The organism is Nocardia sp. NPDC059195, assembly GCF_042754695.1.
Taxonomy (GTDB): Bacteria; Actinomycetota; Actinomycetes; order Mycobacteriales; family Mycobacteriaceae; genus Nocardia.
Genome location: NZ_JBHZBG010000018.1, coordinates 1 through 26,028 on the forward strand (window position 1 = coordinate 1; position 26,028 = coordinate 26,028).

Below are 26,028 nucleotides of genomic sequence, written 5' to 3' on the forward strand. Positions count from 1 at the left end.
GCTCGATACTACCGCGTTGGGCGTAGCGCTTTCGAGCCCTGATCGGCGACCCGGCCGCGGACCGGCCACTTCGTGGCCGCCGCTCCCCAGGGGTCGCGGGTGGGGGTTGGTAGTGCGGTCATGGCGGATTTGGGGTGCACGGGGTGGCTGATGGTGTGGGAGGGGTGCGGTGATGGCGGTCTTGGGGTGCAGCGGGTGCGACTGGTGCTGCGGTGATGGCGGTCTTGGGGTGTGGTGGGCGGCGGGGTTATCTCGATTGTGGGAGAAACCAGCTCAGCGGATGCCGGGGGTGCGTGGGTCGTTGCCGATGCAGGCGAGGATGGCGCAGCCGGGTGGGATGCTGGCGAAGGGGGGAGCCAGGGGTTGGTTGAGGCAGTCGAAGACGGTGCAGCCGGGGTAGGCGCCGGGGCCGATGCCGAAGACGGCCAGCAGGATGTTGGCGTCGATGAGCTTGCCCGCGTCGAATTGGAGTGGGGGTTCTACGTAGGGTTCGGCGATCGGCACTCGGGTGTCGGTGATGGCGGCGAACAGGCGGCGGAAGAATTCGTGGGGCAGTTCTTCCGCGTGCGCGAGGACGCCGCTCGGGCCGTGGGCGGTCTGGTTGCCGAAGGGGCCGGTCCACATCACCGTCATGTCGAGGCTCGGCAGGAAGAAGATGTTCTGCAGGCCGAGCCCGGACATGAAGTACGAGTCGGCGGGCAGGAATTCGGGGGATTCGCCGCAGTTGGCGCCCAGCCAGAACAGGTAGCCGTAGCAGCTGTTCGCCTTCGACGGTGTGCGGGCTTCGCGCAGATAATCCGCCGAGATCACCCGGTCGGCGCCCCAGCGGCCGTCATTGGAGACGAGCAGCCCGATCTTGGCCAGGTCGTTGGGCGGCAGCATGAGGTGGGCGTAGCCGTAGGTGTGGCCGGATCGGTCACTCGCCCAGTAGTAGTCGGTGCGCGGGATGCCGAGCGGGTCGAACAATTCCCGCTGCGCGAACTGCTGTAGCGGTTCGCCGACGGCCAGCTCGATCACATACGACAGCAGGTCGACATTGCGCTGGCTGTAGCTGAACGTGGTGCCGGGCGGGTTGGTCAACTCCACCGACAGTGCCTGCACCGCCGAGTGCGGGTCGATCGGGATCACCGCGGTGATGCCCTCCGACAGCACACCAACTTTCATCCCCGAGGTTTCCGTGAGCAGGTTCTCGACGGTGATCGAGCGGTGTGCCGCGTCGCCGAGACCGGGCGGTAGGTAGCGGTCGATGGGCGCGTCGATATCGAGTTTTCCTTCATCGGAAGCGATTCCGGCCAGGATCGACACCACCGATTTGGTGACGCTCCAGATGTTCCACGGCGTATTGCCGGTCTCGTCGTTGCGCAGTCCTTCACCGACGAGGCAGTTGTGCCGGAAGATCTGGACGTTGAGCCGGTTGCGGGTGGCGGCGAACTGCAGTGCCGCTTCGAGTTTCGCCGAATCGAGCCCGACCTGTTCGGGTTCGGCTCGTTCTAAGTCGCGACCGGAGGTCACCTCGCAGGTCGTACTCGGCGCAGCGTGGGCCGGTACGGCGAACAAGCTCGCCGAGGCCAGCACCGCAGCGATCGTTCCTGCGAAAACGCCCGTGATGTGCCGCATGCGGGCGAGAGTAGCCCCCGACACGCACCGTAACCCGTATAGCGTGGCCGCCGAATCCACTGATCGCGGACATGTTCATCTCCGCGCAATACCGCGAATCCCGTACACCCCAGCACCGACCGCGAGCACCCCGAGCCCGGCCAGCACCGACCCGATCGGCAACGCGAACCCGACCACCACACACCCCACCGCGCCGAGCACCGGAACCCAGCGCTGCGGCCTGCCCTCGGCGGCGGTCAGTGTAGCCGCCGACAGATTGGCGATGAGGTAATACGCGAGCACCGCGAACGACGAGAAACCGATCGCCGCCCGCAGATCGACCGTCGCCGCGAGCACCGCGACCACCACACCCACCGCGAGCTCGGCCCGGTGCGGGACAGCGTATTTCGGATGGATCTCGGCCAAACCTTTGGGCAGATGGCCATCACGCGCCATCGCGAGCGAGGTCCGCGAAACCCCCAGGATCAACGCCATCAGCGAACCCGCCGCCGCCAGCACCGCACCGATCCGCACCACGGGCGCCAACCAGTCGGCCCCCGCCGCCGCGACGACCTGCGCGAGCGGATCGCGCGCCGCCGCCAGCCCTCCCGAGCCCAACGTCAGCAACGCGGCCACCGCCACCAGCGCGTACACCGCCAAGGCCACCGCCAGCGCGAGCATGATCGCCCGCGGAATAGTCCGCTCCGGCGCACGCACCTCCTCGCCTAGCGTGGCGATCCGCGCGTACCCCGCGAACGCGAAGAACAACAACCCCGCCGCCTGCAACACCCCATACGGCCCGATCTCTTTGTCGAGAACCGTTGCCCCCGAATGAGTCCCACCCACACCCACCACAACGACAACCGCCAGCGCCGCCAGCACCGCCGCCACGATCACCCGCGAAGCCAACGCCGACTTCTGCACCCCCACATAGTTGATCCCCGTCACCAGCACCACGGCACCTACCGCCACCGCATGCGCCTGCTCCGGCCACGCGTAACTGCCCACCGTCAACGCCATCGCCGCACACGACGCCGTCTTCCCCACCACGAACCCCCACCCCGCCAAATACCCCCAAAACGCCCCCAACCGCTCCCGTCCATAGACATATGTCCCGCCGGACACCGGGTACAGCGCGGCCAACCGCGCCGAAGACATCGCGTTGCAATAGGCGAGCACCGCGGCCACCCCCAAAGCCACCAGCAACCAAGACCCACCCACCCCCGCAGCGGGCCCCAACGCCGCGAAAACCCCGGCCCCCACCATCGCCCCCAACCCCACCACGACCGAATCCCCCAGCCCCAGCCCCCGCCGCAACTGCCCATCCGAAGTCATAGGCCCATCCTCGAGCATGCGCGGATAGCCCGCGACCCGGATAAGACAAACGCCGCCAGGTCGATGAGGGTGACCTGGCGGCGTTCGCTGGGGCCGACGCCCCACAAGCGCCTCTCGGCGGGTGGTCGCTCGTAGCGACAAAAGGGGTGAGGCCCGGGGCTGTTCGGACGTCGACTCCCGTGTTCAACCGCGGTCGGCGGTGAACTATTCCGACGGCTCGATGTGATCCGCGCAACGCACGAGGCAGGTACCGCGAAAGGTGTACCTGCCTCGTGTCATAGCAGGGCAAAGGGCCTGGTTCGGGGCTCTTTCGTGGTCGGTGTCAGTGGGTCAGAAGTTGCTGAACCAGTACAGGATGCTTGCCAGCAACCAGACGATCGCGGTTTCCATCGTCGTTCTCCTTGCGTCGGTACTTCCATCATCGCCGAAGACGTGCGTTCGCCGACAAGTTGTTCTTAAGAAGCTCTAGAGACCGACACCGCATTGTTGCTTCAGACACCGGAACAACCGGGTCCGATCGGTCTCGAGGGGTGATCGGCCGGACCCGGCGGTGCAGACCAGAAGGTGGCTCTTCCAGACGCTGAAGACGCACTGCCGACGGTAACCACACCGACGGGCTGGGCCGAGGATGTTCCATGACGTGTCGTCGGGTACGCGGACCGGGCCGGTCTGATCGAGGGGTGATCGGCCCGGCCGTTTGCGTATGGCCCGGATTCGGGTAAGGGTTGTGGGGTGGTCGATATTGCGGAGCACTCCGACGCGCTCGACCGTGCTGAGGTGCGGCTGCGCGAAGAATTCGCGACAATGTTCGAGCTGGAGACGATCCATCGTTTCCTGCATTCCTCCTACGAGAACTTCGCCGCCAGGGCGACGGTGACCCTGTACTTACCGCTGCTGGCCGAGCGATTCGGGCGGCAGCGCTTGCAGGCGCTGGCCAAGATCGAGGGCAAGGTGGCCCAGCCGCGCCCGACGGTGCTGTTCCTGTGTACGCACAACGCGGGCCGCTCGCAGATGGCGCTCGGCTTCTTCGAGGAGCTGGCGCTGGGCCGGGCGGTGGCCTGGTCGGGTGGGTCGGTGCCGAGTGGGCAGCTCAATCCGTCCGCGGTGGCGGTGATGGCGGAGGTCGGCGTCGATATCTCGCGCGAGTATCCGAAGCCGTGGACCGATGAGATCATCCGCGCCGCCGACGTGATCGTCACGATGGGTTGCGGCGATACGTGTCCGCTGGTGCCGGGGGTGCGCTACGAGGAGTGGATCATCGAGGATCCGGCCGGGCTGGAGGTCGAGCAGGTGCGGCCCATCCGCGACGACATCGGTCATCGCGTGACCGGCCTGCTCGCCGAGCTCGGCATCGACGTCACCGATCCCGTTGATACGCCACCCAACTCCCGTACCGCGTGATGTCGGTGGTGCCTAGCTCCTGATCATGCAGGGCAGCAACAGTTTCGGTGAAGGCTGCCGGGCTCTGTGGCTCGAGGTCTTCGGGTCGGGGGATTGCGATCTTGGGCACGGCGGATACTCCGAGTCGGACGTCGGCTGGCCACTCGCGGGTCGCGAGAATCCTTGCCCGCCAGCACCTTTCTAGCGGTGACGGCCAGGTCCAGCGGCAGTTTCCATTGCCGCATAAGCGAATTCAGGACAGCCGGCAATGGTGATCACTAACGGCTCTATTCGCTGAGGGACATGGCGGCAACGGCACGGGAAATGCGCTCGAGCACCACATCCAGCGAATCGCCGATGTGGGTGTGCAAGAGCCGCTGAGCCAGCGTGAGGTCATCGGCGAGGACCGCGTCGAGAATGCCGAGGTGCTCGCTGATCGTGGTCTCGATGCGGTTGTTGATCATGAAGTCGTACATGCGCACATGCCGGATCCGGGAGTTCACCGCCACCAGGGCGCGCACCATCTCGGCATTGCCCGCCGCGGTCAGCAGCGCGACATGGAATTCCTCGTCGACGACGACGAAACCCGGCTCCTGGACGGGCGGGTCGGCCTGCAGGGTCAGCCATTTCTGCCGCTCGGCGCGCAGCAGCGCGGTGTCGTGGGTGATCCGCGGATCCGCCCGCACGCGCGTCATCCCACCCAGTTCCAGGGTCAGCCGTAGCTCGTAGAGATCGCGAATCCGCGCCACACTCGGCCGCACCGGGCTGAACCCGAACTCCTCACGCTGCAACAGCCCGTCGGAGCAGAGCATCGTGAGCGCCTCCCGAACCGGCGTGCGGGAGATCCCGAACCTGGTCGACAGTTTCGGCTCGGTGAGTCGCTCCCCGAACCGGATATCCCCGTTCATCAACTCCCCCCGCAACGTCGAATACACGACGTCGCGCAACGGCCTTCCCGAGCCATCTCCCGGTGCATCCACCCTTGTCGACATGGGTGTATACGCTATCGACCGCTAATTTCTATCGAATGGCAGAAAGTAAGCGCCACGTTATCCCCTGCTCACACCGGCACCCTCACCACGCAGGGCCGCGCGCCGCGAGAACTTCTCAACCAACCCCGAACACGCAGGCAACCCCACCCACCACGCAGACGCCCACACTCGAACCACGAGCCCACCGTCGCGCTCCCACTCCGCTCACCCCGGAAGGGCGACCCACATGAGCCCCACCATCCTGGCCCTCATCCTCGGCCTGATCTCCCTCACGGCCATCACCATCTGCTGGCCGAACCCCCTCGACCGCAAACCCCCTCAGACAAGCGAAGAGCCCCTGACCAGTGAACTGATCAGGGGCTCTTCTGTGTCTCAACCAACACGTCGGGGTGACAGGATTTGAACCTGCGACCTCTTCGTCCCGAACGAAGCGCGCTACCAAGCTGCGCCACACCCCGTGAGGCGAACCTGAAGTAGCTTACAACGTGGGGTCGTGAAACGTTAAATTGGCTGGTCAGGTGGGGGCTAGTCGAGGGATCTGATGGTGCTGAAGATGCGTTTGGCCGTTGCGGTGTCGATGGCTCCGGGGACGCCGGTGTCGGCGACCATGACCATGACGAAGCTGCCGTCCTTGGCGCCTTTGAAGGCGTAGGTGTAAACGGAGTAGGTGGCGGCGCAGCCGGATTTGGGGGCGGGGACGGTGCCGGTGGTCTCGGTGAACATGCCCTCGGTTTTGCCGTCGATCGACTTCAGGGGCTGGGCGGGCCCGGGGGTGCCCTGGGAGCCCTGGTAGGCGAGGGGGGCGGCTTTGATGCCGAGTTCGGCGCCCGCGGCGGCGTTGTCGGCGTTTTTGGAGCCGGTGAGCAGCGACATGGTGCGGGTGGAGTTGGGGCAGTAGTCGCGGCCGTCGGAGGCGTAGCCCTTGCCGATCACGGAGTCGCCGGGCGGTTCGCCGACGCCGCCGATGGTGGTTTCGGAGGCGACCTTCCAGCCTGCCGGGACGTCGTAGGCGGCGCCACGGTCGGGGGAGGCGACTACCTGGTAGCCCTCGATGAGGGGTTTGCGATTCGATGCGGCACCCGAGGGGGGCGTAGTGCTGGGTTCGGTTTTGCTCGACGAGGTCGGCTTAGGGGTGGTCGACAGGGCGCTGACCATCGACGGAGTGGCGCCCGCGGTGTTGGTCGGTGCGTTGTCGCCGCGAGTCAGTGCGACCGCGGTGATCGTGCCGCCGACCAGGAGCAGCGCCGCGACCCCGGCCGCGGCCCAGATCGCCGCCTTGTTTCCGGATTTCTGGCTGGGCGGGAAGGGCTGGCCGTAGGACTGGACGCTGCGGTGGTCCAGTGGCGGGATTTCGCCGTATTGCTGCGGCACCGGCTGCTGCCAACTCGGTGCGCCGACCCTGGTCGGGTCGGTATGCCCCGCCGGTGTGCCCCATTGCTGCTGGCCGGGCTGTTGCGGAGCGGCCCCCCAAGGTTGCTGGCTACCTGCGGCAGGAGCGCCCCACTGCTGGCCGGGAGGAACCGGCGCGCCCCACTGGCCGGGAGGCTGTTGTCCGGCAGGTGGATTCATGCCCGGTTGCGGATCCGCGGGCTGCCCATGCTGGGCCGGAAGCTGTTGTCCGGTAGGCGGATTCATGCCCGGTTGCGGAGCCGCGGGCTGCCACTGCTGGCCCGGAGGATGTTGTCCCGCCGGGGGGTTCATGCCGGGCTGCCATGGCTGATTCGAACCCGGCTGGCCTGCAGGCGGATTCGCTCCCGGCCAGGGCAGGGGTGGCTGATGGAGCTGGGTCGGGTCGCCCTGCCCTGGCGGTGGACCTTGTTGTCCCGCAGCGGGATTGCCGGGATCCTGCCAATCCTGCGGGCCCGCGGGAGCCCAGGAGGTGGGCTCGGGCAGGCCGGGCGGTGGGCCGGAGCCGTCCCAGCGCAGCGTCGGCGGGAGGCCGGTGCTGCCCGGTGTCCAGACCGCGGTGGGGTCAGGTGTGCCCTGATTCGGTTGTCCCGCAACTGGATCCGGCGAACCGGGCCGCTGCCACTGCTGGTCGGGCTGGTTCGGTGCGCCGGGCCCGCCGAATACGGTCGGGTCGTCGCGCCTGTCGTCGGGTCCACTGCTCACGGTCGTCTCCTGATGACACCTCAATGAAAATGTCGTTCGGAGCCAGACCCTAGCGGGCTACGGCCTCCGAGGTCGAAATGCCGAAGCCGGTGTCGGCGGAGGGCCGCTTGGGCTGGGCGCCGACCAATGTCAGCAGCGTGGCCTCGGGGCGGCAGCAGAAGCGGTAGGGCGCCCACGGGGAGGTGCCGATGCCCGCCGAGACGTGCAGCTGGGTGTGCTCGCCCCACTGGGAGGCGCCCTTCACGCGCGACTTGTCGATGCCGCAGTTGGTGACCAGCGCGCCGTAACCGGGAACGACCAGCTGCCCACCGTGCGTGTGACCGGCCAGCACCAGGTCGTAGCCGTCTTCGGCGAAACGATCGAGCACGCGCGGCTCGGGCGAGTGCGTGACACCGATGCTGAGCTGCGCCAGCTGGTTCGGTGCGCCCGCGACGGTCTCGTAGCGGTCGCGCTGCAGGTGCGGGTCGTCGACGCCGGCACTGGCGATGCGGATACCCGCCACCTCGAGGTCGCGCCGGGTGTGGGTCAGGTCGAGCCAGCCGCGTTCGGTGAATGCCGCGCGCAGGTCCTTCCACGGCAGCGGATCACCGTAGACGCGACGGTGATCTTTCTTGAAATACTTCAGCGGATTCTTCGGCACCGGCGCGAAATAGTCATTCGAACCGAACACGAACAAGCCCGGTCGAGCCAGCAGCGCACCGAGGGATTGCACCACGGCGGGCACGGCCTTGGGATGGGAAAGATTGTCGCCGGTATTCACGACCAGGTCGGGTTCGAGCCGGTCGAGTTCGCGCAGCCACTGCTGTTTGAGCTGTTGGCCCGGCATCATGTGCAGGTCGCTGACGTGCAGAATGCGCAACGTCGGCGAACCGGGCGCCAGCACCGGCATCGTGGCTTCGCGCAGGACGAACGCGTTCCGTTCGATCAGCGTGGCGTAGCCGATGCCTGCGACGGCGGCCCCAGCGGCTCCCAACGCGGTTCGGCGGACAGCGGACGTCGAGATAACGGGCATTTGCCCAGCATAGGCGACCCCCTCCCGGATCGGCGCGTGTGTTTCCGCACAAACGGTCTGGAATTTTCTCCGCGACGGAAATGTGATGGGAGTCCGAAGAGCGAACGACTACGGTAAACCGCATGTCGGAACTGAAAGCCAAGCTGCGCGCGGATATGACCACCGCGATGAAAGCCAAGGACAAACTGCGTCTCGCGACCCTGCGGATGCTGCTCGCCGCTATCCAGACTTCCGAGGTCTCCGGTACGGAGGCGCACGAACTCTCCGATAACGACGTCGTGTCGCTGTTGCAGAAGGAAGCGAAGAAGCGCAACGAGGCGGCGGTGATCTACGAGCAGAACGGTCGCGGTGAACTGGCCGCGAACGAGCGCGCCGAGGAGCAGATCATCGAGGAGTACCTGCCGACTCAGCTCGACGACGCCGAGGTGGCGCAGGTTGCCGATACCGCGATCGCCCAGGTCGCCGAGGAGCTCGGTGCGCGCCCTGGAATGAAGCAGATGGGCCAGGTCATGAAGGCCGCCACCGCGCTGGCCGGCGGCAAGGCCGACGGTTCGCGAATCTCCGCCGCGGTCAAAGCCCGGCTCTGAAACGAATAAGGCCGCCGTCCGAATCGGACGGCGGCCTTATCCGTGTGACTAGCGCGGCACCGGGATGGGGATCGGTGGCAGGCGCGGAATCTGCGGCAGCCCCGGAATCACCGGTGCGGGCGCGGCGGGCGGGGGAGTCGTCGGCGCGGGCACCCGGACGGTCCCGTCACTGATGTAGATCGTGACCACCGAGCCCGGAATGGCCGAGCCGTTCGGTGAACTGCCCATCACCGTGCCCTTGGCCTGTGAACCGGCCCCCGTCACCGCCGAGACCTGGAAGCCGGCACCGGACAGGATCGAGGTGGCCTCGCCCTGCGACTTGCCCGCGACATCGGGGACCTGGGAGTTGTTCGCGCCACGGACGTACTTGTCGTCCAGCGGCGGCAGCGCGGCAGGCGGATATCGGTCCATCAACGGCTTGATGGCGTTGAACCAGGTGCGGGCCGGTTCATTACCACCGAACAGGCCGGAGGCATTGCTGGCGCCACAGTTGCGCAGGGGGAACGAGCAGATCTCGCCGGGGGTGGGGCTGTCACCGTAGACGTAGACCGACGAGGCCAGCGAGTTGGTGAAGCCGACGAACGCCGAGGAACGGTGGCTTTCGGTGGTACCCGTCTTGCCCGACATCGGCGCCGACCAACCCACGCTGCGCGCCGCGCCCGCGGCGGTACCGCTGATGTCGTCTTTGCTCATGGCGTTGGCGAGGGTGTTGGCCAGACCGGGGTCGACTACCTGCTCACAGGCCTGCTGGGTGAGCGGAACGGTCTTACCGTTGCGGTCGAGAACTTCCTTGATCGGCGAGGGCGGGCACCACTTGCCGCCGGAGCTGAGCGTGGCGGCGACATTCGACAGTTCGAGCGGGTTGATCGCGAACGGGCCGAGGGTGAACGAACCCATGTTGTTGTTCTTGATGTGGTCGGCCAGGCTCGTCTTGCCGTGGCCGGAGGTGCCCGGTTCGGCGTAGGCCCGCATGCCGAGGCGCACAGCCATGTCCACCGCGGCCTCGACACCCACGTCCTGGATCATCTTCACGAAGGCGGTGTTGGGCGAGGTCGCGAGCGCGTCGGTCACCGACATCGATCCCGGGTAGTTACCGGCGTTCTTGACGCACCACGAGTCGGCTGGGCAGCCCGGCGAGTTCGAGTAGCCCATGCCCTTGGCAGCGTAGGTGCCCGGCACATCGATCTGGGCGGCGATGCCGAGGCCCTTCTCCATCGCGGCGGCGGTGGTGAAGAGCTTGAAGATCGAGCCCGCGCCGTCACCGACCATCGAGTACGGCTGGCCGAGCAGCGTCTCGTTGGCGTCGCGGTTGAGGCCGTACGTGCGGCTCGACGCCATCGCGAGAACGGGGTGTGAATCCTGACCGGGCGCGACCACCGACATGACCTCGGCGATGTTGTCGAGGTTGGGGTCGGCCTGCTCGTTCACCGAACGCTTCACCGATTCCTGCAGTACCGGATCGAGGGTGGTCTTGATCAGGTAGCCGCCCTTGTCGATCTGTTCGCTACTGATCCCGGCCTCGGCCAGGTATTGCAGCGCGTAGTCGCAGAAGAAGCCTTTGTCTTTGGCGGCGATGCACCCGCGCGGCAGACCCTTGGGCTCGGGCAGCACACCGAGCGGTTCGGCCTTGGCCTTGCTGAACTCCGCGGCGCGGTGCGGGATGTTCTGGATCAGCGTGTCGAGCACGGTGTTGCGGCGATCGGTGACGCCGGTGACGTTGGTGTAGGGGTTCAGCTTGGAACTGGACTGCACCATGCCCGCCAGCATCGCCGACTGGGTGATGTTGAGCTGGGACGCGTCGATACCGAAGTAGGTCTGGGCGGCGTCCTGGATGCCGTAGGAGCCGTTGCCGAAGGGCACCAGGTTCAGATAGCGGGTGAGGATCTCGTCCTTGGACAGCTCGCGGTCCAGGGTGAGCGCCATCCGGATCTCGCGCAGCTTGCGCGCCGGTGTGGTCTCGATCGCGGCGCGGCGCTCGGCGTCGGTCTTGGCGACCACGAGCAGGTTGAAGTTCTTCACGTACTGCTGGTCCAGGGTCGACGCGCCCTGCTGCACTTCACCGGAGGAGGTGTTGGTGAGGAACGCGCGCAGGGTGCCCTGCCAGTCCACGCCCTTGTGGTCGGCGAAGCGCTTGTCCTCGATGGACACGATCGCCAGCTTCATGTTGTTGGAGATGCGATCGCTCGGCACCTCGAAGCGGCGTTGCTCGTAGAGCCACGCCAGGGGCGACCCGTTCGCGTCGACCATGGTCGACACGGCGGGGACGGTGCCCTCCACGAGTTCGGCTGAGACGTTGTCGACGGCATCGGCGGCGCGGTTGGAGATGAATCCGAATCCACCGGCCAAGGGGAACAACAGCCCAGCGACAAGCACGGCGGCCAGCGCGCAGCTGCCGGCCAGCCTCGCGAGCGTTTGAGTGATCGGCACGAGCCCCAGCCTAAAGGGTGGCGTGGCGAGGTTCACTGCTGTGCTGCTCGACGGGGAATGTCCGGGCGGTGCCAGGGGGGTTGCTCGGGCGTGTCAACAAAATGATCACATCGGCGTGTCGCGACCGGCCACGCCGGTGAACAGCACTACTGCGCCGTTCTGGCCCGATTTGAATGGACGCCCGTACCAAAAAATCGGGGGGCGGTCTTGCGTAACCGCCATACCTTTACCTAGATTGAGAACCCAGTGTGATAGAGCTAACACTCAAAGTGGAATGTGGTGCGGGACGCAGCGGTAGTTGGGTTGCTGTGATCCGCGCTCGCGATTCTGGAGCGCCGCACAACGGTGTTCGGACTGCAAAGGGGCACATCAAATGCACATCACAACCCCCATCGCTCGACTGGATGTAGAGCAGGCCGAGGCAAGGATCGCTTGGGTTGCCCAGGCGCGATGCAAGGAAGTGGACCCTGATCAGCTGTTCGTTCGCGGTGCGGCACAGCGCAAGGCGGCAACGATCTGCCGCCACTGCCCGGTGCTGATGCAGTGTGGTGCCGATGCGCTCGACAACCGGGTCGAGTTCGGTGTGTGGGGCGGGATGACCGAGCGGCAGCGGCGTGCGCTGCTCAAACAGCATCCCGACGTGACGTCGTGGGCGGAATTCTTCAACGCCCAGCGCCAGCACCAGGTGGCTATCTAGCAGACGAGACCGGACCGTTATCACAAACGGCGCCGAGACCGCGTGGTTTGCGGAATCGGCGCCGTTGGTGAGTGTTACCGGATTGTGAGCTATAGCGGATTTGTCTGAATCGATCAGGCCGAAGCCGGGGTACCTGTCAGCTGATCGGCGACCGCGCGCAGTGCTTCGAGGTCGGAGACCTCGAAGGGCAGCGCCGTCACCGCGACGATCCGCACGCGCGGATGCGCACCGGTGAAACGATGCAGCAGCCGCCGCTCCCGCGCCGCCGTCGACACCCGATCCGCGTGGATGCGCAGCACCGAGGCGGTCAGCGGGTCCGAATCGGCCAGCTGGTCCGAGGCGGTCAGCGCGTGATCACCGGACAGCTCCGAGAGCGCGGGGTGCGTCCGGTTCAGCACCAGACCGGCCAGCGGCATCTGCTCGGTCGAGAGCCGGTCGACGAAGAACGACGCCTCGCGCAGCGCGTCCGGCTCGGGCGCGGCGACCACCAGGAAGTGGGTGCCCGGCTTGGACAGCATCGCGAAGGTGCGCTCGGCCCGGTCCTGGAACCCACCGAACAGCGATTCCAGCGACTGCAGGAACGTCGAGGCGTCCTTGAGCATCTGCCCGCCGACGATGGTCGACACCCCGCGCATCGCCAGGCTCATCGCGCCGGTGACGAACCGGCCGACACCGCGCCCCGGCGCCATGATCAACCGGATCATCTTGCCGTTGAGGAAGGTGCCGAGCCGCTTGGGCGCGTCGAGGAAATCCAGCGCGTTGCGCGAGGGCGGAGTGTCGACCACGATCAGATCCCACTCCTTGCGCGCGGCCAGCTGGCCGAGCTTCTCCATCGCCATGTATTCCTGCGTGCCACCGAACGAGGACGCCACCGTCTGATAGATCGGATTGGCGAAGATCTGCTCGGCCTTGTCCGCGCTGGTGTGCTCGAGCACCATGTCGTCGAAGGTGCGGCGCATGTTCAGCATCATCGCGTGCAGCTCGCCGGGGACCTCGGGATCGAGTTCAACGCGCTGCGGGGTGTTGTCCAACTCTGCCACGCCGAGCGACTGCGCCAGCCTGCGCGCCGGATCGATGGTCAGCACCACCACCTTGCGGCCCGATTCCGCCGCTCGCAGCGCGATCGAGGCCGCGGTGGTGGTCTTGCCGACCCCGCCGGACCCGCAGCACACGATCACCTTGGCGCTCGGATCGGCGATGATCTTCGAAACGTCCAATAAGGGCGGGGTGGAAACGTGCTCGCTCATCGGACTCCCTGCGCGGATAGCTGTTCGGCCAGTTCATAGAGGCCGCCAAGGTCGATGCCGTCGCCGAGGGCGGGCAGGGACAGCTGGGGGACATCGATCAGCGCCAGTTCGGCGGCGCTCGCGTTCTGCGCGGTGAGCACAGTCGCGTGGTCGACCGTTTCGGCGATCAGGCCGTCGAAGTCCGATTCGGACAGGGTGATGCCGGCCTTCGCCAGACCCGCGGCGATGGCGGCGGTGTCGAGTTCGCCCGCGACGGCCGTGTCGCGCTCGGCCGGGGCGAGTTCGGCGGTGGCCGCCCGGTTGACGATCACCGTGCCGATCCGCAGATCGTCGGCGGTGAGTTCGGCGATCGCGTCGGCGGTCTCCTGCACCGGCAGCGCCTCGAGCAGCGTCACCAGGTGGATCATCGTCTGATCGGAGTGCAGCAGCTTGGACACGCCCTCGGCCTGCGAGGCGATCGGGCCGCCCTTGGCGATCTCGGCCATGGCCGTGGTGACGTCGAGGAAGCCGGCGATCCGGCCGGTCGGCGGCGCGTCGACGACGATGTCGTCATAGGCGGGCTTGCCGTCCTTGCCGGTGCGGACCACGCATTCTTTGATCTTGCCGGTGAGGATCACATCGCGCAGACCAGGCGCGATGGTGGTGACGAACTCGATGGCGCCCATCCGGCGCATCGCCCGGCCCGCGAAGCCGAGGTTGTAGAACATGTCGAGGTACTCGAGGAACGCGTACTCGATGTCCAGTGCCAGCGCCGTCACTTCGCCCCCGCCATCGGCGCTGGCGATATGGGTCTCGGTGGGCGGCAACGGTGGCCGGTCGAACAATTGCGCGATGGACTGGCGACTCTCGACCTCGACCAGCAGCACTTTGCGTCCCCCTGCGGCGAGCGCGAGTGCGAGTGCGGCCGAAACGGTCGACTTGCCGGTGCCTCCCTTGCCGGTCACGTAGTGCAAGCGGGCCTTGGCCGCGCGCTGTGGCCATCCGGTCGACGGTTCGGGAACCGACGAAACCGGCTCTGCTGTTGGTGCTCCCACGTCGCCGAGCCTATAACCCGTTTCTCACAGGCGTTCGGGGTGAGTCCTAAACTCACACCATGAGTGAAGTCACCCTGTGGGAGTACGCGACCGTGCCGCTGTTGACGCACGCGACAAAGCAGATCCTCGACCAGTGGGGGTCCGACGGCTGGGAGCTGGTCTCGGTGCTGCCCGGCCCGACCGGCGAACAGCACGTGGCCTACCTGAAGCGGCAGAAGTAACCATGGCCACCGCGTGGAAGGACGCGCTCGACCGGCTCGGTGTCACGCTGCCGCCGGTCGCCGCCCCTGTCGCGGCCTACATCCCCGCAGTGCGCACCGGTTCGCTGGTGTACACCTCCGGGCAGCTGCCCTTCGTCGACGGTGAATTGTCGGCGGTCGGCAAGGTCGGGGCCGAGGTGGATGTGGAGCAGGCCAAGGAGGCGGCTCGGCTGTGCGCGTTGAACGCGCTCGCGGCCGTGCACGATCTGGTCGGGCTCGACCAGGTGGTGCGGATCGTGAAGGTCGTCGGATTCGTCGCCTCGGCGCCGGGCTTCAGCGATCAGCCGATCGTGATCAACGGCGCGTCGGAATTTCTCGGTGAGGTCTTCGGCGAGGCGGGCGTGCACGCGCGCTCGGCGGTCGGCGTCTCGGAACTGCCCAAGAACACACCCGTCGAGGTGGAATTGATCGTCGAGGTCGGATAGGCAGCCGTCATGGCACTGGAACATCCCGCGTACGGCCAGGTCAGACAGGTCACCCCGACGGCATCGGTACTACTGGCCGACAATCCCGGTCAGATGACGCTCGACGGCACCAACACCTGGCTGCTGCGCGGCCCGGACAGCGACTCCTATGTGGTCGTCGACCCGGGACCGAAAGACAAGAAGCACACCGCCGACATCGTCGAGGCCACCGGCGGCCGGATCGCGCTGACCCTGATCACCCATCACCATCACGATCACACCGGCGGTATCGATCACCTGGTGAAGGCCACCGGGACGCCGGTGCGTTCGGTGGACCCGGCGTATCTGCGCGGTGCGGTCGTGCCGTTGGCCGACGGCGAGGTCATCGAGGTCGCCGGTCTGCGGATCACGGTGCTCGGCACGCCGGGACACACCACCGATTCAGTGAGCCTGCTGCTCGACGACGCGGTGCTCACCGGTGACACGGTCCTCGGCCGTGGCACGACCGTGCTCGAATCCGCTCCCGGCGCGCTGGCAAGCTTCCTCGCGTCGCTGGAAAAGCTGCGTGAGCTCGGCGAGGGCAAGGCATTGCTGCCTGCGCACGGGCCGGATCATCCGGATGCGACCCCGGTCGCGCAGTACTACCTCGACCATCGGCGCGAGCGCCTCGATCAGGTGCGGGCCGCGCTGGTGGAGCTGGGTTCGGGAGCGGGCGCTTTCGCGGTGGTCCGCAAGGTGTACGCCGATGTGGACAAACGGCTGTGGCCCGCTGCGCGTAGTTCCGTGCAGGCGCAGCTGGAATACCTGCGAGCCGAACAGAACTGATCCCCACTCGATCGCCGACGCGCTTGCTCCGTCGGCGATCGAGCTATGTCCGGGCTAGGAACGCAGACGTCCCGGCACGACGAAACCGCGATGGTGTGGACGAGGCCCTCTCCTCGTGAGCCCACACACAGACGCGGCCCCGCTGTACCGGGACGACCTCGTGTTCGACTTCTCAGCGGGCGCGACGTGCCAGACGCTCGGAATCCGAGATCAGCACGCTCTTGCCCTCGAGGCGCAGCCACCCGCGATGAGCGAAGTCGGCGAGCGCCTTGTTGACGGTTTCCCGGGAAGCACCGACCAGCTGGGCGATCTCTTCCTGGGTCAGGTCGTGGGTCACGCGTAGCGCGCCCGCTTCCTGGGTGCCGAAACGCTGTGCGAGCTGCAGCAGCGCCTTGGCGACGCGACCTGGCACGTCGGTGAAGATCAGGTCGGCGAGGTTGTTGTTGGTGCGGCGAAGGCGTCGTGCCAGCACGCGCAGCAGCTGCTCAGCGATCTCGGGGCGCTGATCGATCCACGACTTGAGAGCGTCGCGATCCATCGTCACGGCACGGACCTCGGTGACCGTGGTTGCGGTCGAGGTACGCGGGCCCGGGTCGAAGATCGACAGTTCACCGAACATGTCGGACGGACCCATGATGGTCAGCAGGTTTTCCCTGCCGTCCGGGGACCGTCGGCCGATCTTCACCTTGCCCGTCGTGATGATGTACAGCCGATCGCCGGGTTCGCCCTCGTTGAAGATGACGTGGCCGCGCGGAAAATCTACGGGCTGCAGCTGCTTGGCGAGCGCGGCCACCGCGGTGGGCTCGACGCCTTGGAAGATGCCTGCTCTGGCGAGGGCCTCGTCCACGAATGTGCTCCTTATGGGATATGGCTTGCGAACCTGGTCGAGCGAATCGACCAACCGCGCAGTCTACGCGGCAATCTGGCACCGCAGTGACAGACACCACGTAAAGAGTGGATTGCGCTCTGTGAATCGATCGTTTAGCTCGCCCGGGCAACGTCCATTTCGGAGGTCCGGGAACGGCGTTTGCGCACGCGCGCCACGGCGGCGGGCAGGCCGAGCTTCGTCAGCTCTTTCACTTCGGCGTTGCTGGCGCTGTCCAGGTACTGCTGAACCTCTTCGTCGGGTTCGAGAAGCTTTCGGAGCCGATTCTCGACCCGCTCCATCCCCAGCGCGAACAGCATCAACAGCACTGGGAAGAGCACCACAGCGAGTCCTTGCATGACTGGCAGTAAACACGGTCCAGGTCTCAGATGGAACACAGCGGGCAAACTGGCCGGGCAATGTTGTCGTAGCGGTTCCGTATGGTGAAGCAGTGCCCGTTTCCCCTGCCCCAGCCGCCGCCGGCGATGCCGATCCGGCAGCGGTTACGGCTGCCGTGCCCACCGGCATTTCGGCTGCCCGCAAGCGCAAGAACCGTGCGATAGCTGCGGAAACGCGGATCGGGCTGGTCCGGCGAGCCCGCCGGATCAACCGCACGCTCGCCGAGGCGTTCCCCGGGGCGCACTGCGAGCTCGACTTCACCACCCCACTGGAACTGGCTGTCGCGACGATCCTGTCCGCCCAGTGCACCGACGTGCGGGTGAACCTCACCACTCCGGCGCTGTTCGCGAAGTACCGCAGTGCCTACGACTACGCGCAGGCCAACCGGGTGGAGCTGGAGGAATACATCAGGGCCACCGGCTTCTACCGGAACAAGACCAGTTCGCTGATGGGCCTCGGCCAGGCGCTGGTCGAAAAATACGACGGTGAGTTGCCTCACACTCTGGACGAATTGGTGAAATTGCCCGGGATCGGGCGCAAGACCGCCAACGTCATCCTCGGCAACGCGTTCGATGTGCCGGGTATCACCGTCGATACCCACTTCGGCCGGCTGGTGCGCCGCTGGCAGTGGACCGACGAAGAAGATCCGGTCAAGGTCGAGCACGCGGTCGGCGCGCTGTTCGAGCGCAAGGACTGGACGATGCTCTCGCACCGGGTGATCTTCCAGGGGCGTCGGGTGTGCCATGCGCGCAAGCCGGCCTGCGGCGCGTGCGTGCTCGCTGACGACTGCCCATCGTTCGGGCTCGGTCCGACCGATCCGGCGGTGGCCGCGGAGTTGGTGAAGGGCCCGGAGCGCGAACACCTGCTGAACATGGTCGGCCTGTGAGCGAATCCCCGCTGCTGCGGCGGCCCGCGTTGCGCTGGGTGCTCGCCGCGGTGATCTTGGTCGCCGCCGCGACGGTGGCACTGTGGCCGCGCGAGGGTTCCGAGACCACTGGCACTATTTCGCCGACAACGCGACAGACGTCGGGCGTGTCGGCCGAGGAACGAGCAGCGGCGGAACTCGCACCCTGCCCGGCAACGCAAGCATCTGTGTCGGGCCCACAGCCGACGGCGCAGGGATCACCGCCGACAACGCGAGCGACGGGGTCGGGACCGTTGGCAGGACTCCAGCTGACCTGCCTGGCCGATGGCGAGCCGACGGACCTGGCCGCCGCGCTGGCTGGAAAGCCCGCACTACTCAATCTGTGGGCCTACTGGTGCGGCCCCTGCGCCACCGAGTTGCCCCACCTGCAGGAATTCGCGCAGCGGGCGGGCTCGGCACTCACAGTCATGACCGTGCACAGTGATCCCGACGAGGCGAAGGCACTGTCTCGGCTGAGCGGGCTCGGCATCACCCTGCCCGGTGTCGAGGATCCGCAGGCCGTCGTGCGCAGTGCGGTCGGTGCGCCCGCGGTACTGCCCGTTTCGGTGCTCGTGCGGGCCGACGGCACCATCGCGAGTGTGGAGGTGCGTACCTTTGCCGACGTGGCCGACATCGCGGATACGGTATCCGCGAAGCTAGGGGTCACGGTATGACAGAGGACGTAACAGTGGCGTGCGGATCGAAGGCGATGGCGTGAACGATGTAGCGAGGCTCGACGATTCCGGCGTTCCCTCCTGGCTGCGCACCGCGATCAGATCCGGTGGCCACGACGCCGACGACACGCTCGCTACCTCCCGCGCACTACGCCGGGCCATGTCGATCACCGGCAAACCACGTCAGGCCGCCGTCCTCGTGCTGTTCGGCGGCTCGCCCGAGCCCGACGAGTCAGCGCCCGGCGGCCTGCCCGCCGACGCCGACGTCCTGCTCACCCAGCGCGCCTCGACCATGCGTCAGCACCGCGGCCAGATCGCGTTCCCCGGCGGCGCCGAGGATCCCGGCGACGGCGGCCCGGTGGGCACGGCACTGCGCGAGGCCGCCGAGGAAACCGGTCTCGACCCCGCGGGTGTTCAGCCGTTCGCGCTGCTGCCGAAACTGTTCGTTCCGCCGTCGAAATTCGACGTCACTCCGGTGCTCGGCTACTGGCGGGCACCCAGCCCGGTCCGCGTCGTCGATCAGGGCGAAACCGAGCGTGTCGTGCGTGTGCCGCTCACCGAATTGCTCGATCCGGCACACAGATTCATGGTGCGTGGCAGTCTCGGCTACCAGAGCCCCGCGTTCGGAGTCGACGGCATGCTGGTGTGGGGACTCACCGGCGGTATTCTCGCCGGCATCATCAAATCCGCTGGGTGGGAACGAAACTGGGATCGGGGCGACGTGCGTGACCTGGAGAGCTCGCTGGCTGCGGTCGGAATGACCCTGTGAGCGAGCGGCAGATTCGTGCAGCCGCCACAGCGGTCGTGACGGTGTCCGCTGGCGAGGTGGCGGCATGAGCGCCTCGGTGTGGCTCGATATCGCGGTGGTACTGATCGCGCTGGTCGCAGCGTCCACCGGCTGGCGGCAGGGCGCGGTGGCGTCGGCGCTGGCTTTCTTCGGCGTCGCGCTCGGCGCGGTCGCTGGCATTCTGATCGCACCGCACATCCTCAAACACCTCAGTGAGGGCCGCAGCCGCGTGCTCGCAGGCATTCTGCTGATCGTGTTGCTGGTAATCGTGGGCGAGGTCGCGGGCATGGTGCTCGGCCGCGCCGCGCGCACCAGCATCCGTCAGCCCGTCGCCCGCAGTGTGGACAGCGTGGTTGGCGCGGTGTTGCAGGCGGTGACCGTGCTGGTCGCGGCCTGGCTGCTCGCCCTGCCACTGGCCACCGCGTCCCAACCCGCGGTTGCGGCCGCGATCAACGGGTCGAAGGTGCTGGCCGATGTGAACGCGGTCGCGCCCGACTGGTTGCGCAAGGTCCCCAACGAATTCTCCAAGCTGCTCGACACTTCCGGGCTGCCCGATGTGATCGGCCCGTTCGGCCGAGCACCGATCGCTGCCGTCGAACCCCCTGACCCGTCGGTGCTCGCGAGCCCGGTGGCGGCTTCGCTGCAGCAGAGTGTCCTGCGAATCCGCGGCACAGCGCCCAGTTGCCAACGCGCCCTCGAAGGTTCGGGTTTCATCGTCGCGCCGGAACGTGTGATGACCAACGCGCACGTGGTCGCGGGTACCAGCACCGTCTCGGTCGACACCACCCAGGGCGCGCTCGATGCCACCGTGGTGTTGTTCGACCCGTCCAAGGACGTCGCGGTGCTTGCCGTACCCGGTCTCACCGCTCCGGCCCTGAACCAGGCTCCCGAGCCCGCGACCTCGGGCGAGAGCGCGATCGTGCTCGGCTACCCCGGCGGTGGCCCGTACACCGCCAGCGCCGCCCGAGTCCGTCAGACTCACGACCTCACCGGCCCGACCATCTACGACCCCAACGGTGAGGTCGAGCGCGAGGTCTACACCGTCCGAGGCCAGGTCCGAGCAGGTAATTCCGGCGGCCCCCTGGTAGACGCAGAAGGCCGACTCCTAGGCGTAGTCTTTGGCGCCGCGGTAACCGACGACGACACCGGCTACGTCCTGACCCTGAACGAGGTTGCCCCCGAACTAGCCAAGGCTGCCCCGAGCACCGCCCCCGTCGATACACGAGGCTGCGTGCTGAACTGACGTCGCGACCCTATGTGTCGGCACTCGGTGGCCCGGAAAGCCGCGATATTCCGCCAGCTCCGCGACTACGGCGACACCAGGTCGTCGTGGACCCCATTCTGCTCCCGCCACCGAGTAGTGAGCACCTCGTTCACCCTGCTCGGATTCTCCTGATGCGCGTAATGCCCAGCCTGCGGAATCGACACCAACGTCCGATCGGGCGATAACGCCGCCCCCCGCTGGAACGTGGCGTCCAGCAGATACCGATCGTGCTCGCCGCGCAGCATCAACACCGGGATGTCGATCGGCGTGCGCATCGTGGCCATGAACCGCTTGCCGTCGGGCCGCCACTGACTGCGAAACGCCCAGCGCTGATATTCCAGCGCACTGTGCGCGGCCCCCGGGATCCGGATGGCATGCCGCATCCGCGCCGCGGTCTCGACAAATTCCGCACTGCGCGACCAGGACTCACCGACCCGATCGTGCAGCAGCCGCTCGACCTCGGCTCCACCACGCCGCGTGAGCAGGTTTTCGGGATAGCGCGGCAGCTGATACCGCAGGAATTCGGGTAGCCAGGTCGCACGTTGCGCCGGATCGCGCAGGACAGCGCTCTTGAGCGCGGCGGGATGCGGCGAGCTGACCAGCGCGATCGAGCTGACCAGTCGCGGATGCAGCACCGCGGTAGCCCAGCACACCAGCCCACCTTCGGCGTGTCCGACGAGCGTGGCCTCGGTGTGTCCGAGCGCCCTGATCAGTCCGGCGATGTCACCGGCGAGGGTCCACCCGTCGTAGCCGCGCGGTGGTTTGTCGGTATCGCCGTAGCCGCGCAGGTCGACGGCGACGGTGCGATACCCGTGGTCGGTAAGCGCGGTCAGCTGATGACGCCACGACCACCAGAAATCGGCGAAACCATGCAGCAGCAGCACCAGGGGCGCCTCGGCGCGGTCCGTACCGTCGGCTTCGGCGACAACTGCTTCGACGACATGGAAGCGGATTCCGTTGGCGTGCACGTCCCGGTGGGTCCACGGTCCGTCGAAACGGACGCTGGAGGGATCCGGGAATGAGTTGGACGACACGCCGATCGAGCCTAGTAGGCGGGTCCGGCTGTTGCGACCGGGCCCGCCCGGTGCGTCATCGGTGACTCGACTTCTCCAGCGAAGGAGTCGCCTCACGATGGGTGAACGCGGCAGGCAGTACCTCGGCGGACTGCTTGAGCGAGCCGATCGTCTTCTCCGGCGCGCGCACTTTTTTGACCTTGCGCAAGCCGATGAACGCAAGCACGGCGGTGGTGGTGACCATCAGTGCGAACACGATCAGGAACGCGGCCCAACGCCACAGACCGAACCAGTCGAGCAATTCGGCCAGGAAGAAGAAAAAGAAGAACGAGCTGAACAGCAGTACCACCAGCGCGAGGATGAAGAAGACGCTGCCGGTGAGCCCCTTCTTGATCTCACCGGTGACCTCGGCCTTGGCCAGCGCCACCTCGGCGCGCACCAGCGTCGACATCTGCTCGGTGGCATCGCGCACGAGGCTGCCGATGCTCGCCGATCCGGGCGGATTGGCGTCGGTCAACGGGATCGAAGTGACCGTCCGACCGTCATGTCCGCCTTGGGTGTAACTCACTTCGTCGACCCTTCTCCCTGTGGTAACTGGTCTGCATCGCGGCGCGCCTGGTGCACACGTCCTCGGCGCAACAGTAGCGCCGATCCGATCAGCGATGCTGCCATCGAGGTCACCAGGACGGCGGCCTTGGCAAGATCGATGGCATCGGTGCCGACGTCGGCGAGCGCGAGTTCCGCCACCAGAAGGCTAACGGTGAACCCGATCGCGCCGAGTACCGACAGGGCGAACATGTCGCGATACTCCAGTCCGGCAGGCCGTTTCACCCAGCCGAGCCGGATCGCGACCCAGCTCACCCCGAAGATCCCGATCGTTTTGCCGAGCAGGAGCCCGAGGATGATCGCCAGCGCGAGCCGGTCGGTGAACAGCGATCCGAACACCGCTCCGTTGAGCGGCACACCGGAGGCGAACAGTGCGAACAGCGGCACACAGAACCCGGCCGAGATCGGCTGCACCACATGCTCGAGGTGCGTCGCGGGCGCCGTCTTCTCGCCGGGATCCTTGCGCACCCTGGTGAGCAGACCGAGCGCGACACCCGCCAGCGTCGGATGGATGCCCGCCTCGTGCAGCGCGTACCAGCACACCAGCGCGACCGGAATATAGAACAGCGGCGTGTGCAGCCGCAGCTTCTGGGCGAGCGCCCACGCGCCGCAGCAGGCGATGGCCGCGGCCAGCCACAGCAGCGACAGCGAGGCGGTGAACAGCACCGCGATGAGAACGATGGCGAGCAGATCGTCCACCACGGCCAGGCTCAGCAGGAACACCCGAGCGCTGGTGGGGATCCGCGAACCGGTCATCGCGAGGATCGCGAGCGCGAAGGCGATATCGGTGGCGACGGGAATGGCCCAGCCCTTGTCCATGCCGGGCACGCCGTGGCCGACCACCAGCGCGATCACGGCCGGGGTGATCACACCGCCCACCGCGGCGATGATCGGCAGCGCGGCCCGTTTCGGGTCGGCCAGCTCGCCGACGGCGAACTCGCGTTTGAGCTCGAGCCCGGCGACGAAGAAGAAGATCGCGAGCAATCCGTCCTTGGCCCAGTCGGCCAGGGTGAGGTCCAGGTGCAGCGCGGAAATACTGAGGTGGGTGTCGATCATCGTCTGATAACTCGCGCCCCACGGCGAGTTCACCCAGATCAGGGCCACCGCGGCGGCCACGAGGAGCAGCGCACCGCCGACGGTCTCGGTGCGGAGATAACGGGTGAGCTCGGAGCGGACGCGTGTGATCAAGGGCAAGCCTTCCGGCAGGGGTCGACTGAGCTGCGGGCGCTCATCGACTCGATTCACGACCGCATGCCGACCAGACTTCCCGGCACACCTCTACGCGATCTTAACGGACCCGGCCGGTGACACCGGAGGTCACCGGCCGGGTGCGCGTCAGTTGCTCCCGGTGCGAATTGCCTCGAAAACGCCAGGATCGACCAGCGTCGAAGTATCGCCGAGCTCGCGTCCCTCGGCGACATCGCGCAGCAGCCTGCGCATGATCTTGCCGCTGCGCGTCTTGGGCAGCTCGGGCACGATGTGGATCTCGCGCGGCCGCGCGATCGGGCTGATCTCCTTCGACACCTGCGCCTTCAGCTCGGCGACGAGTTCGGGCCCCGCCGATCCCGCGGCCTCACCGGTGAGGATGGTGAACGCGACGATCCCCTGCCCGGTGGTCGCGTCGGTAGCGCCGACCACGGCGGCCTCGGCGACAGCCGGGTGCCCGACCAGCGCGGACTCGACCTCGGCGGTGGAGATGCGATGCCCGGACACGTTCATGACGTCGTCGACCCGGCCGAGCACCCACAGGTCACCGTCGGCGTCGAGTTTGGCGCCGTCGCCCGCGAAGTACCACCCCTGCTCGGCGTAGCGCTCCCAGTAGGTGGACCGGTAGCGATCCATATCGCCCCAGATGCCACGCAGCATCGACGGCCACGGCTTGTCGAGCACGAGGTATCCGTTGGCCTCGGTCTCCCCGAGCTGTACCGGTTTGCCCTCTTCGTCGACGACGGTCGCGGAGATTCCGGGCAATGGGCCCATCGCGGCGCCCGGCTTGGTCGCGGTGACGCCGGGCAGCGGTGAGATCATGATGGCGCCGGTCTCGGTCTGCCACCAGGTGTCGACGATCGGAGTCTTGTTCGCGCCGAACACGTCCCGGTACCAGCGCCAGGCTTCGGGGTTGATCGGTTCGCCGACGGAGCCGAGCAGTCGCAGGGTGCTCAGATCGTGTGCGTCGGGGATCTCGCGGCCCCATTTCATGAATGTGCGGATCAATGTGGGCGCGGTGTAATAGATGGTGACACCGTATTTTTCGATGATCTGGAAGTGCCGGTGTTCGTCGGGGGAGTTGGGGGTGCCTTCGTAGACGACCTGGGTGGCGCGGTTGGCGAGTGGTCCGTAGACGATGTAGCTGTGTCCGGTGACCCAGCCGATGTCGGCGGTGCACCAGTAGACGTCTTGTCCGGCTTTGTGGTCGAAGACGTTGTGGTGGGTGTAGGCGGTCTGGGTGAGGTATCCGCCGGTGGTGTGCAGGATTCCCTTGGGTTTTCCGGTGGTTCCGGAGGTGTAGAGGATGAACAGCGGATGCTCGGCGGGGAAGGGCTGCGCTTCGTGGGAAGGCGAAGCGACAGCGACGGTTTCGTGCCACCACACATCGCGCCCGTCCGTCCACGGCACCTCCGTCCCGACCCGGCGCACCACCAGCACGTGCTCCACCGACGACGGCACGTCACCCTTGGCGGCGAGCGCTTCGTCGACGGCCTCCTTGAGCGGTGCCGGCTTACCGCGCCGCCACTGACCGTCGGTGGTGATGATCAACCGGGCTTCGGCATCGTCGACCCGCTGACGCAGCGCGCTCGGCGAGAATCCCGCGAACACCACCGAGTGCGTGAGTCCCAGCCGCGCGCACGCCAGCATCGCCACGATCGCCTCGGGCACCATCGGCATGTAGATGGCGACGCGATCGCCTGCCACCAGCCCGAGCTCGGTCAGGTAGTTCGCCGCTCGCGAGACTTCTTCCAGGAGTTCGCGGTAGGTGATCTCGCGTGAGTCGCCGGGTTCGCCCTCCCAGTGGATAGCGACCTGGTCGCCGTGCCCGTCGATGACGTGGCGGTCGACGCAGTTATACGAGACGTTGAGCTCGCCGTCGCCGAACCAGCGCGCGACCGGGGCGTCGGCCCAGTCGAGCACCTCGGTGAAGGGTTTGTGCCAGTGCAGCCGGTTGGCCTGTTCGGCCCAGAAGCCGTCGCGGTCGGTCTCGCCACGGTCGTAGAGCGTGGCGTCCGCGTTGGCGGCGGCGGCGAATTCCGCACTCGGCGGATACGAGTCCTGGTGTCCTGCAGCAGTTTCGGTCACGTCGATTCAGCCTCACATGCCTGGTGCGGTCGGGTCGGTCGCCGGGGTGCGGCCCGGCTGTCTAGACAGTAGCCAACAGACCCGCGCGGGAGTGTCCCGTTATCGCGACGATGTTTCGCGGCGGTCAATAGGGCTAGTTCATCCGATGACTTCGCGGACAGACCGCCCGGTCGCAAGCTATCGTTTTTACTCAACGGTTCAGCTGAAGGTTCCCGATATTTGTTCATATTTTTCTGCCGAGGGCGAGGGGCTCGGCAATTTTTCCTGCGTTTCCAGCGAGTAACCGTACTGATACATGTGACCTGAAAATGGCT

General features: G+C 66.8%; 24 protein-coding genes and 1 tRNA gene. 10 read left to right on the forward strand and 15 right to left on the reverse strand.

Annotated elements, in window-relative coordinates; all coding sequences use genetic code 11:
- Positions 1 to 273 precede the first annotated feature (273 nt).
- Both ACFXKN_RS21850 and ACFXKN_RS21855 read right to left on the reverse strand, forming a co-directional pair.
- Positions 274 to 1,617 (reverse strand): serine hydrolase domain-containing protein, encoded by a 1,344-nt coding sequence (locus ACFXKN_RS21850; RefSeq protein WP_378961610.1) that lies wholly within the window; start codon positions 1,615 to 1,617, stop codon positions 274 to 276.
- 75 nt (positions 1,618 to 1,692) lie between these two features.
- Positions 1,693 to 2,931, reverse strand: a complete 1,239-nt coding sequence (locus ACFXKN_RS21855) for an APC family permease (protein ID WP_378961621.1) — start codon at positions 2,929 to 2,931, stop codon at positions 1,693 to 1,695.
- A 732-nt stretch (positions 2,932 to 3,663) separates the two neighbouring features.
- Between ACFXKN_RS21855 and ACFXKN_RS21860 the strand changes: the two genes are divergently transcribed.
- On the forward strand, positions 3,664 to 4,332 hold the full coding sequence (locus tag ACFXKN_RS21860) for an arsenate reductase ArsC (protein ID WP_378961633.1): 669 nt from the start codon (positions 3,664 to 3,666) through the stop codon (positions 4,330 to 4,332).
- 266 nt (positions 4,333 to 4,598) lie between these two features.
- On the opposite strand, the gene ACFXKN_RS21865 is transcribed toward ACFXKN_RS21860, so the two are convergent.
- From ACFXKN_RS21865 to ACFXKN_RS21880, 4 genes are all read right to left on the reverse strand, one after another.
- Complete coding sequence (locus ACFXKN_RS21865) at positions 4,599 to 5,303, reverse strand: GntR family transcriptional regulator (RefSeq protein WP_378961638.1); 705 nt, start codon at positions 5,301 to 5,303, stop codon at positions 4,599 to 4,601.
- A 384-nt stretch (positions 5,304 to 5,687) separates the two neighbouring features.
- Positions 5,688 to 5,761: transfer RNA gene (locus ACFXKN_RS21870), tRNA-Pro, on the reverse strand.
- Positions 5,762 to 5,828: 67 nt separating this feature from the next.
- A complete protein-coding gene (locus ACFXKN_RS21875) occupies positions 5,829 to 7,415 on the reverse strand; it encodes a hypothetical protein (protein ID WP_379433692.1) in 1,587 nt (528 codons plus the stop codon).
- Between the two features lie 49 nt (positions 7,416 to 7,464).
- A complete protein-coding gene (locus ACFXKN_RS21880) occupies positions 7,465 to 8,427 on the reverse strand; it encodes a metallophosphoesterase (RefSeq protein ID WP_378961652.1) in 963 nt (320 codons plus the stop codon).
- Positions 8,428 to 8,549: 122 nt separating this feature from the next.
- On the opposite strand from ACFXKN_RS21880, the gene ACFXKN_RS21885 reads away from it, so the two are divergent.
- The gene (locus ACFXKN_RS21885; RefSeq protein ID WP_379433693.1) at positions 8,550 to 9,014 is read left to right on the forward strand and encodes a GatB/YqeY domain-containing protein; all 465 of its coding nucleotides are present in this window, start codon (positions 8,550 to 8,552) and stop codon (positions 9,012 to 9,014) included.
- A gap of 48 nt (positions 9,015 to 9,062) precedes the next feature.
- Here ACFXKN_RS21885 and ACFXKN_RS21890 read toward each other — a convergent pair whose 3' ends face one another.
- A complete protein-coding gene (locus ACFXKN_RS21890) occupies positions 9,063 to 11,441 on the reverse strand; it encodes a penicillin-binding protein (protein WP_379433694.1) in 2,379 nt (792 codons plus the stop codon).
- A 373-nt stretch (positions 11,442 to 11,814) separates the two neighbouring features.
- Between ACFXKN_RS21890 and ACFXKN_RS21895 the strand changes: the two genes are divergently transcribed.
- Positions 11,815 to 12,138 carry a WhiB family transcriptional regulator gene (locus tag ACFXKN_RS21895; RefSeq protein WP_056821932.1) on the forward strand — a complete coding sequence of 108 codons (324 nt, stop codon included), beginning with the start codon at positions 11,815 to 11,817 and terminating at the stop codon, positions 12,136 to 12,138.
- Positions 12,139 to 12,251: 113 nt separating this feature from the next.
- On the opposite strand, the gene ACFXKN_RS21900 is transcribed toward ACFXKN_RS21895, so the two are convergent.
- Positions 12,252 to 13,385: an ArsA family ATPase gene (locus ACFXKN_RS21900; protein WP_379433695.1), complete on the reverse strand. Its 1,134-nt coding sequence runs from the start codon at positions 13,383 to 13,385 to the stop codon at positions 12,252 to 12,254.
- Positions 13,382 to 14,419 carry an ArsA family ATPase gene (locus tag ACFXKN_RS21905; protein ID WP_379433696.1) on the reverse strand — a complete coding sequence of 346 codons (1,038 nt, stop codon included), beginning with the start codon at positions 14,417 to 14,419 and terminating at the stop codon, positions 13,382 to 13,384. The genes ACFXKN_RS21900 and ACFXKN_RS21905 overlap by 4 nt, the downstream gene beginning before the upstream one ends.
- A 59-nt stretch (positions 14,420 to 14,478) precedes the next feature.
- On the opposite strand from ACFXKN_RS21905, the gene ACFXKN_RS21910 reads away from it, so the two are divergent.
- From ACFXKN_RS21910 to ACFXKN_RS21920, 3 genes are read left to right on the forward strand one after another with little or no spacing between them, the layout of a single operon-like run.
- On the forward strand, positions 14,479 to 14,640 hold the full coding sequence (locus ACFXKN_RS21910; protein WP_101464811.1) for a DUF4177 domain-containing protein: 162 nt from the start codon (positions 14,479 to 14,481) through the stop codon (positions 14,638 to 14,640).
- Between the two features lie 2 nt (positions 14,641 to 14,642).
- Entirely contained in the window at positions 14,643 to 15,104 is a 462-nt protein-coding gene (locus tag ACFXKN_RS21915) for a RidA family protein (RefSeq protein ID WP_211300352.1), read from the forward strand.
- Positions 15,105 to 15,113: 9 nt separating this feature from the next.
- On the forward strand, positions 15,114 to 15,908 hold the full coding sequence (locus tag ACFXKN_RS21920; RefSeq protein ID WP_379433697.1) for an MBL fold metallo-hydrolase: 795 nt from the start codon (positions 15,114 to 15,116) through the stop codon (positions 15,906 to 15,908).
- A 172-nt stretch (positions 15,909 to 16,080) separates the two neighbouring features.
- On the opposite strand, the gene ACFXKN_RS21925 is transcribed toward ACFXKN_RS21920, so the two are convergent.
- A complete protein-coding gene (locus tag ACFXKN_RS21925; RefSeq protein WP_040703546.1) occupies positions 16,081 to 16,755 on the reverse strand; it encodes a Crp/Fnr family transcriptional regulator in 675 nt (224 codons plus the stop codon).
- Between the two features lie 134 nt (positions 16,756 to 16,889).
- Positions 16,890 to 17,117: a hypothetical protein gene (locus tag ACFXKN_RS21930; protein ID WP_378961736.1), complete on the reverse strand. Its 228-nt coding sequence runs from the start codon at positions 17,115 to 17,117 to the stop codon at positions 16,890 to 16,892.
- 170 nt (positions 17,118 to 17,287) lie between these two features.
- Here ACFXKN_RS21930 and nth point away from each other — a divergent pair, with 170 nt between their 5' ends.
- From nth to ACFXKN_RS21950, 4 genes are all read left to right on the forward strand, one after another.
- Entirely contained in the window at positions 17,288 to 18,058 is a 771-nt protein-coding gene (nth, locus tag ACFXKN_RS21935; protein ID WP_379433763.1) for an endonuclease III, read from the forward strand.
- Complete coding sequence (locus ACFXKN_RS21940; protein ID WP_379433698.1) at positions 18,055 to 18,750, forward strand: TlpA family protein disulfide reductase; 696 nt, start codon at positions 18,055 to 18,057, stop codon at positions 18,748 to 18,750. Before nth ends, ACFXKN_RS21940 begins: the two co-directional genes overlap by 4 nt.
- Before the next feature lie 40 nt (positions 18,751 to 18,790).
- The gene (locus ACFXKN_RS21945) at positions 18,791 to 19,519 is read left to right on the forward strand and encodes an NUDIX hydrolase (RefSeq protein WP_379433699.1); all 729 of its coding nucleotides are present in this window, start codon (positions 18,791 to 18,793) and stop codon (positions 19,517 to 19,519) included.
- Between the two features lie 64 nt (positions 19,520 to 19,583).
- Positions 19,584 to 20,780, forward strand: coding sequence for a MarP family serine protease (locus tag ACFXKN_RS21950; RefSeq protein WP_379433700.1), 1,197 nt, complete (start codon positions 19,584 to 19,586; stop codon positions 20,778 to 20,780).
- 65 nt (positions 20,781 to 20,845) lie between these two features.
- On the opposite strand, the gene ACFXKN_RS21955 is transcribed toward ACFXKN_RS21950, so the two are convergent.
- The 4 genes from ACFXKN_RS21955 to acs form a co-directional block, all read right to left on the reverse strand.
- Positions 20,846 to 21,835 (reverse strand): alpha/beta fold hydrolase, encoded by a 990-nt coding sequence (locus ACFXKN_RS21955; RefSeq protein ID WP_379433701.1) that lies wholly within the window; start codon positions 21,833 to 21,835, stop codon positions 20,846 to 20,848.
- 55 nt (positions 21,836 to 21,890) lie between these two features.
- Positions 21,891 to 22,382 (reverse strand): phage holin family protein, encoded by a 492-nt coding sequence (locus tag ACFXKN_RS21960; RefSeq protein ID WP_379433702.1) that lies wholly within the window; start codon positions 22,380 to 22,382, stop codon positions 21,891 to 21,893.
- Entirely contained in the window at positions 22,379 to 23,608 is a 1,230-nt protein-coding gene (gene nhaA / locus ACFXKN_RS21965) for a Na+/H+ antiporter NhaA (RefSeq protein ID WP_379433703.1), read from the reverse strand. Before nhaA ends, ACFXKN_RS21960 begins: the two co-directional genes overlap by 4 nt.
- A 147-nt stretch (positions 23,609 to 23,755) precedes the next feature.
- Positions 23,756 to 25,714 (reverse strand): acetate--CoA ligase, encoded by a 1,959-nt coding sequence (acs, locus tag ACFXKN_RS21970; RefSeq protein WP_379433704.1) that lies wholly within the window; start codon positions 25,712 to 25,714, stop codon positions 23,756 to 23,758.
- Between the last annotated feature and the right edge of the window lie 314 nt (positions 25,715 to 26,028).

Bases quoted from the DNA above. Each gene is read 5' to 3' on its own strand.
- ACFXKN_RS21900 (WP_379433695.1), bottom strand. From the start codon at position 13,385: ATGAGCGAGCACGTTTCCACCCCGCCCTTATTGGACGTTTCGAAGATC.
- ACFXKN_RS21850 (WP_378961610.1), bottom strand. From the start codon at position 1,617: ATGCGGCACATCACGGGCGTTTTCGCAGGAACGATCGCTGCGGTGCTG.
- ACFXKN_RS21910 (WP_101464811.1), top strand. From the start codon at position 14,479: ATGAGTGAAGTCACCCTGTGGGAGTACGCGACCGTGCCGCTGTTGACG.
- ACFXKN_RS21865 (WP_378961638.1), bottom strand. From the start codon at position 5,303: ATGTCGACAAGGGTGGATGCACCGGGAGATGGCTCGGGAAGGCCGTTG.
- ACFXKN_RS21920 (WP_379433697.1), top strand. From the start codon at position 15,114: ATGGCACTGGAACATCCCGCGTACGGCCAGGTCAGACAGGTCACCCCG.
- ACFXKN_RS21895 (WP_056821932.1), top strand. From the start codon at position 11,815: ATGCACATCACAACCCCCATCGCTCGACTGGATGTAGAGCAGGCCGAG.
- ACFXKN_RS21885 (WP_379433693.1), top strand. From the start codon at position 8,550: ATGTCGGAACTGAAAGCCAAGCTGCGCGCGGATATGACCACCGCGATG.
- ACFXKN_RS21855 (WP_378961621.1), bottom strand. From the start codon at position 2,931: ATGACTTCGGATGGGCAGTTGCGGCGGGGGCTGGGGCTGGGGGATTCG.
- ACFXKN_RS21950 (WP_379433700.1), top strand. From the start codon at position 19,584: ATGAGCGCCTCGGTGTGGCTCGATATCGCGGTGGTACTGATCGCGCTG.
- ACFXKN_RS21915 (WP_211300352.1), top strand. From the start codon at position 14,643: ATGGCCACCGCGTGGAAGGACGCGCTCGACCGGCTCGGTGTCACGCTG.
- ACFXKN_RS21880 (WP_378961652.1), bottom strand. From the start codon at position 8,427: ATGCCCGTTATCTCGACGTCCGCTGTCCGCCGAACCGCGTTGGGAGCC.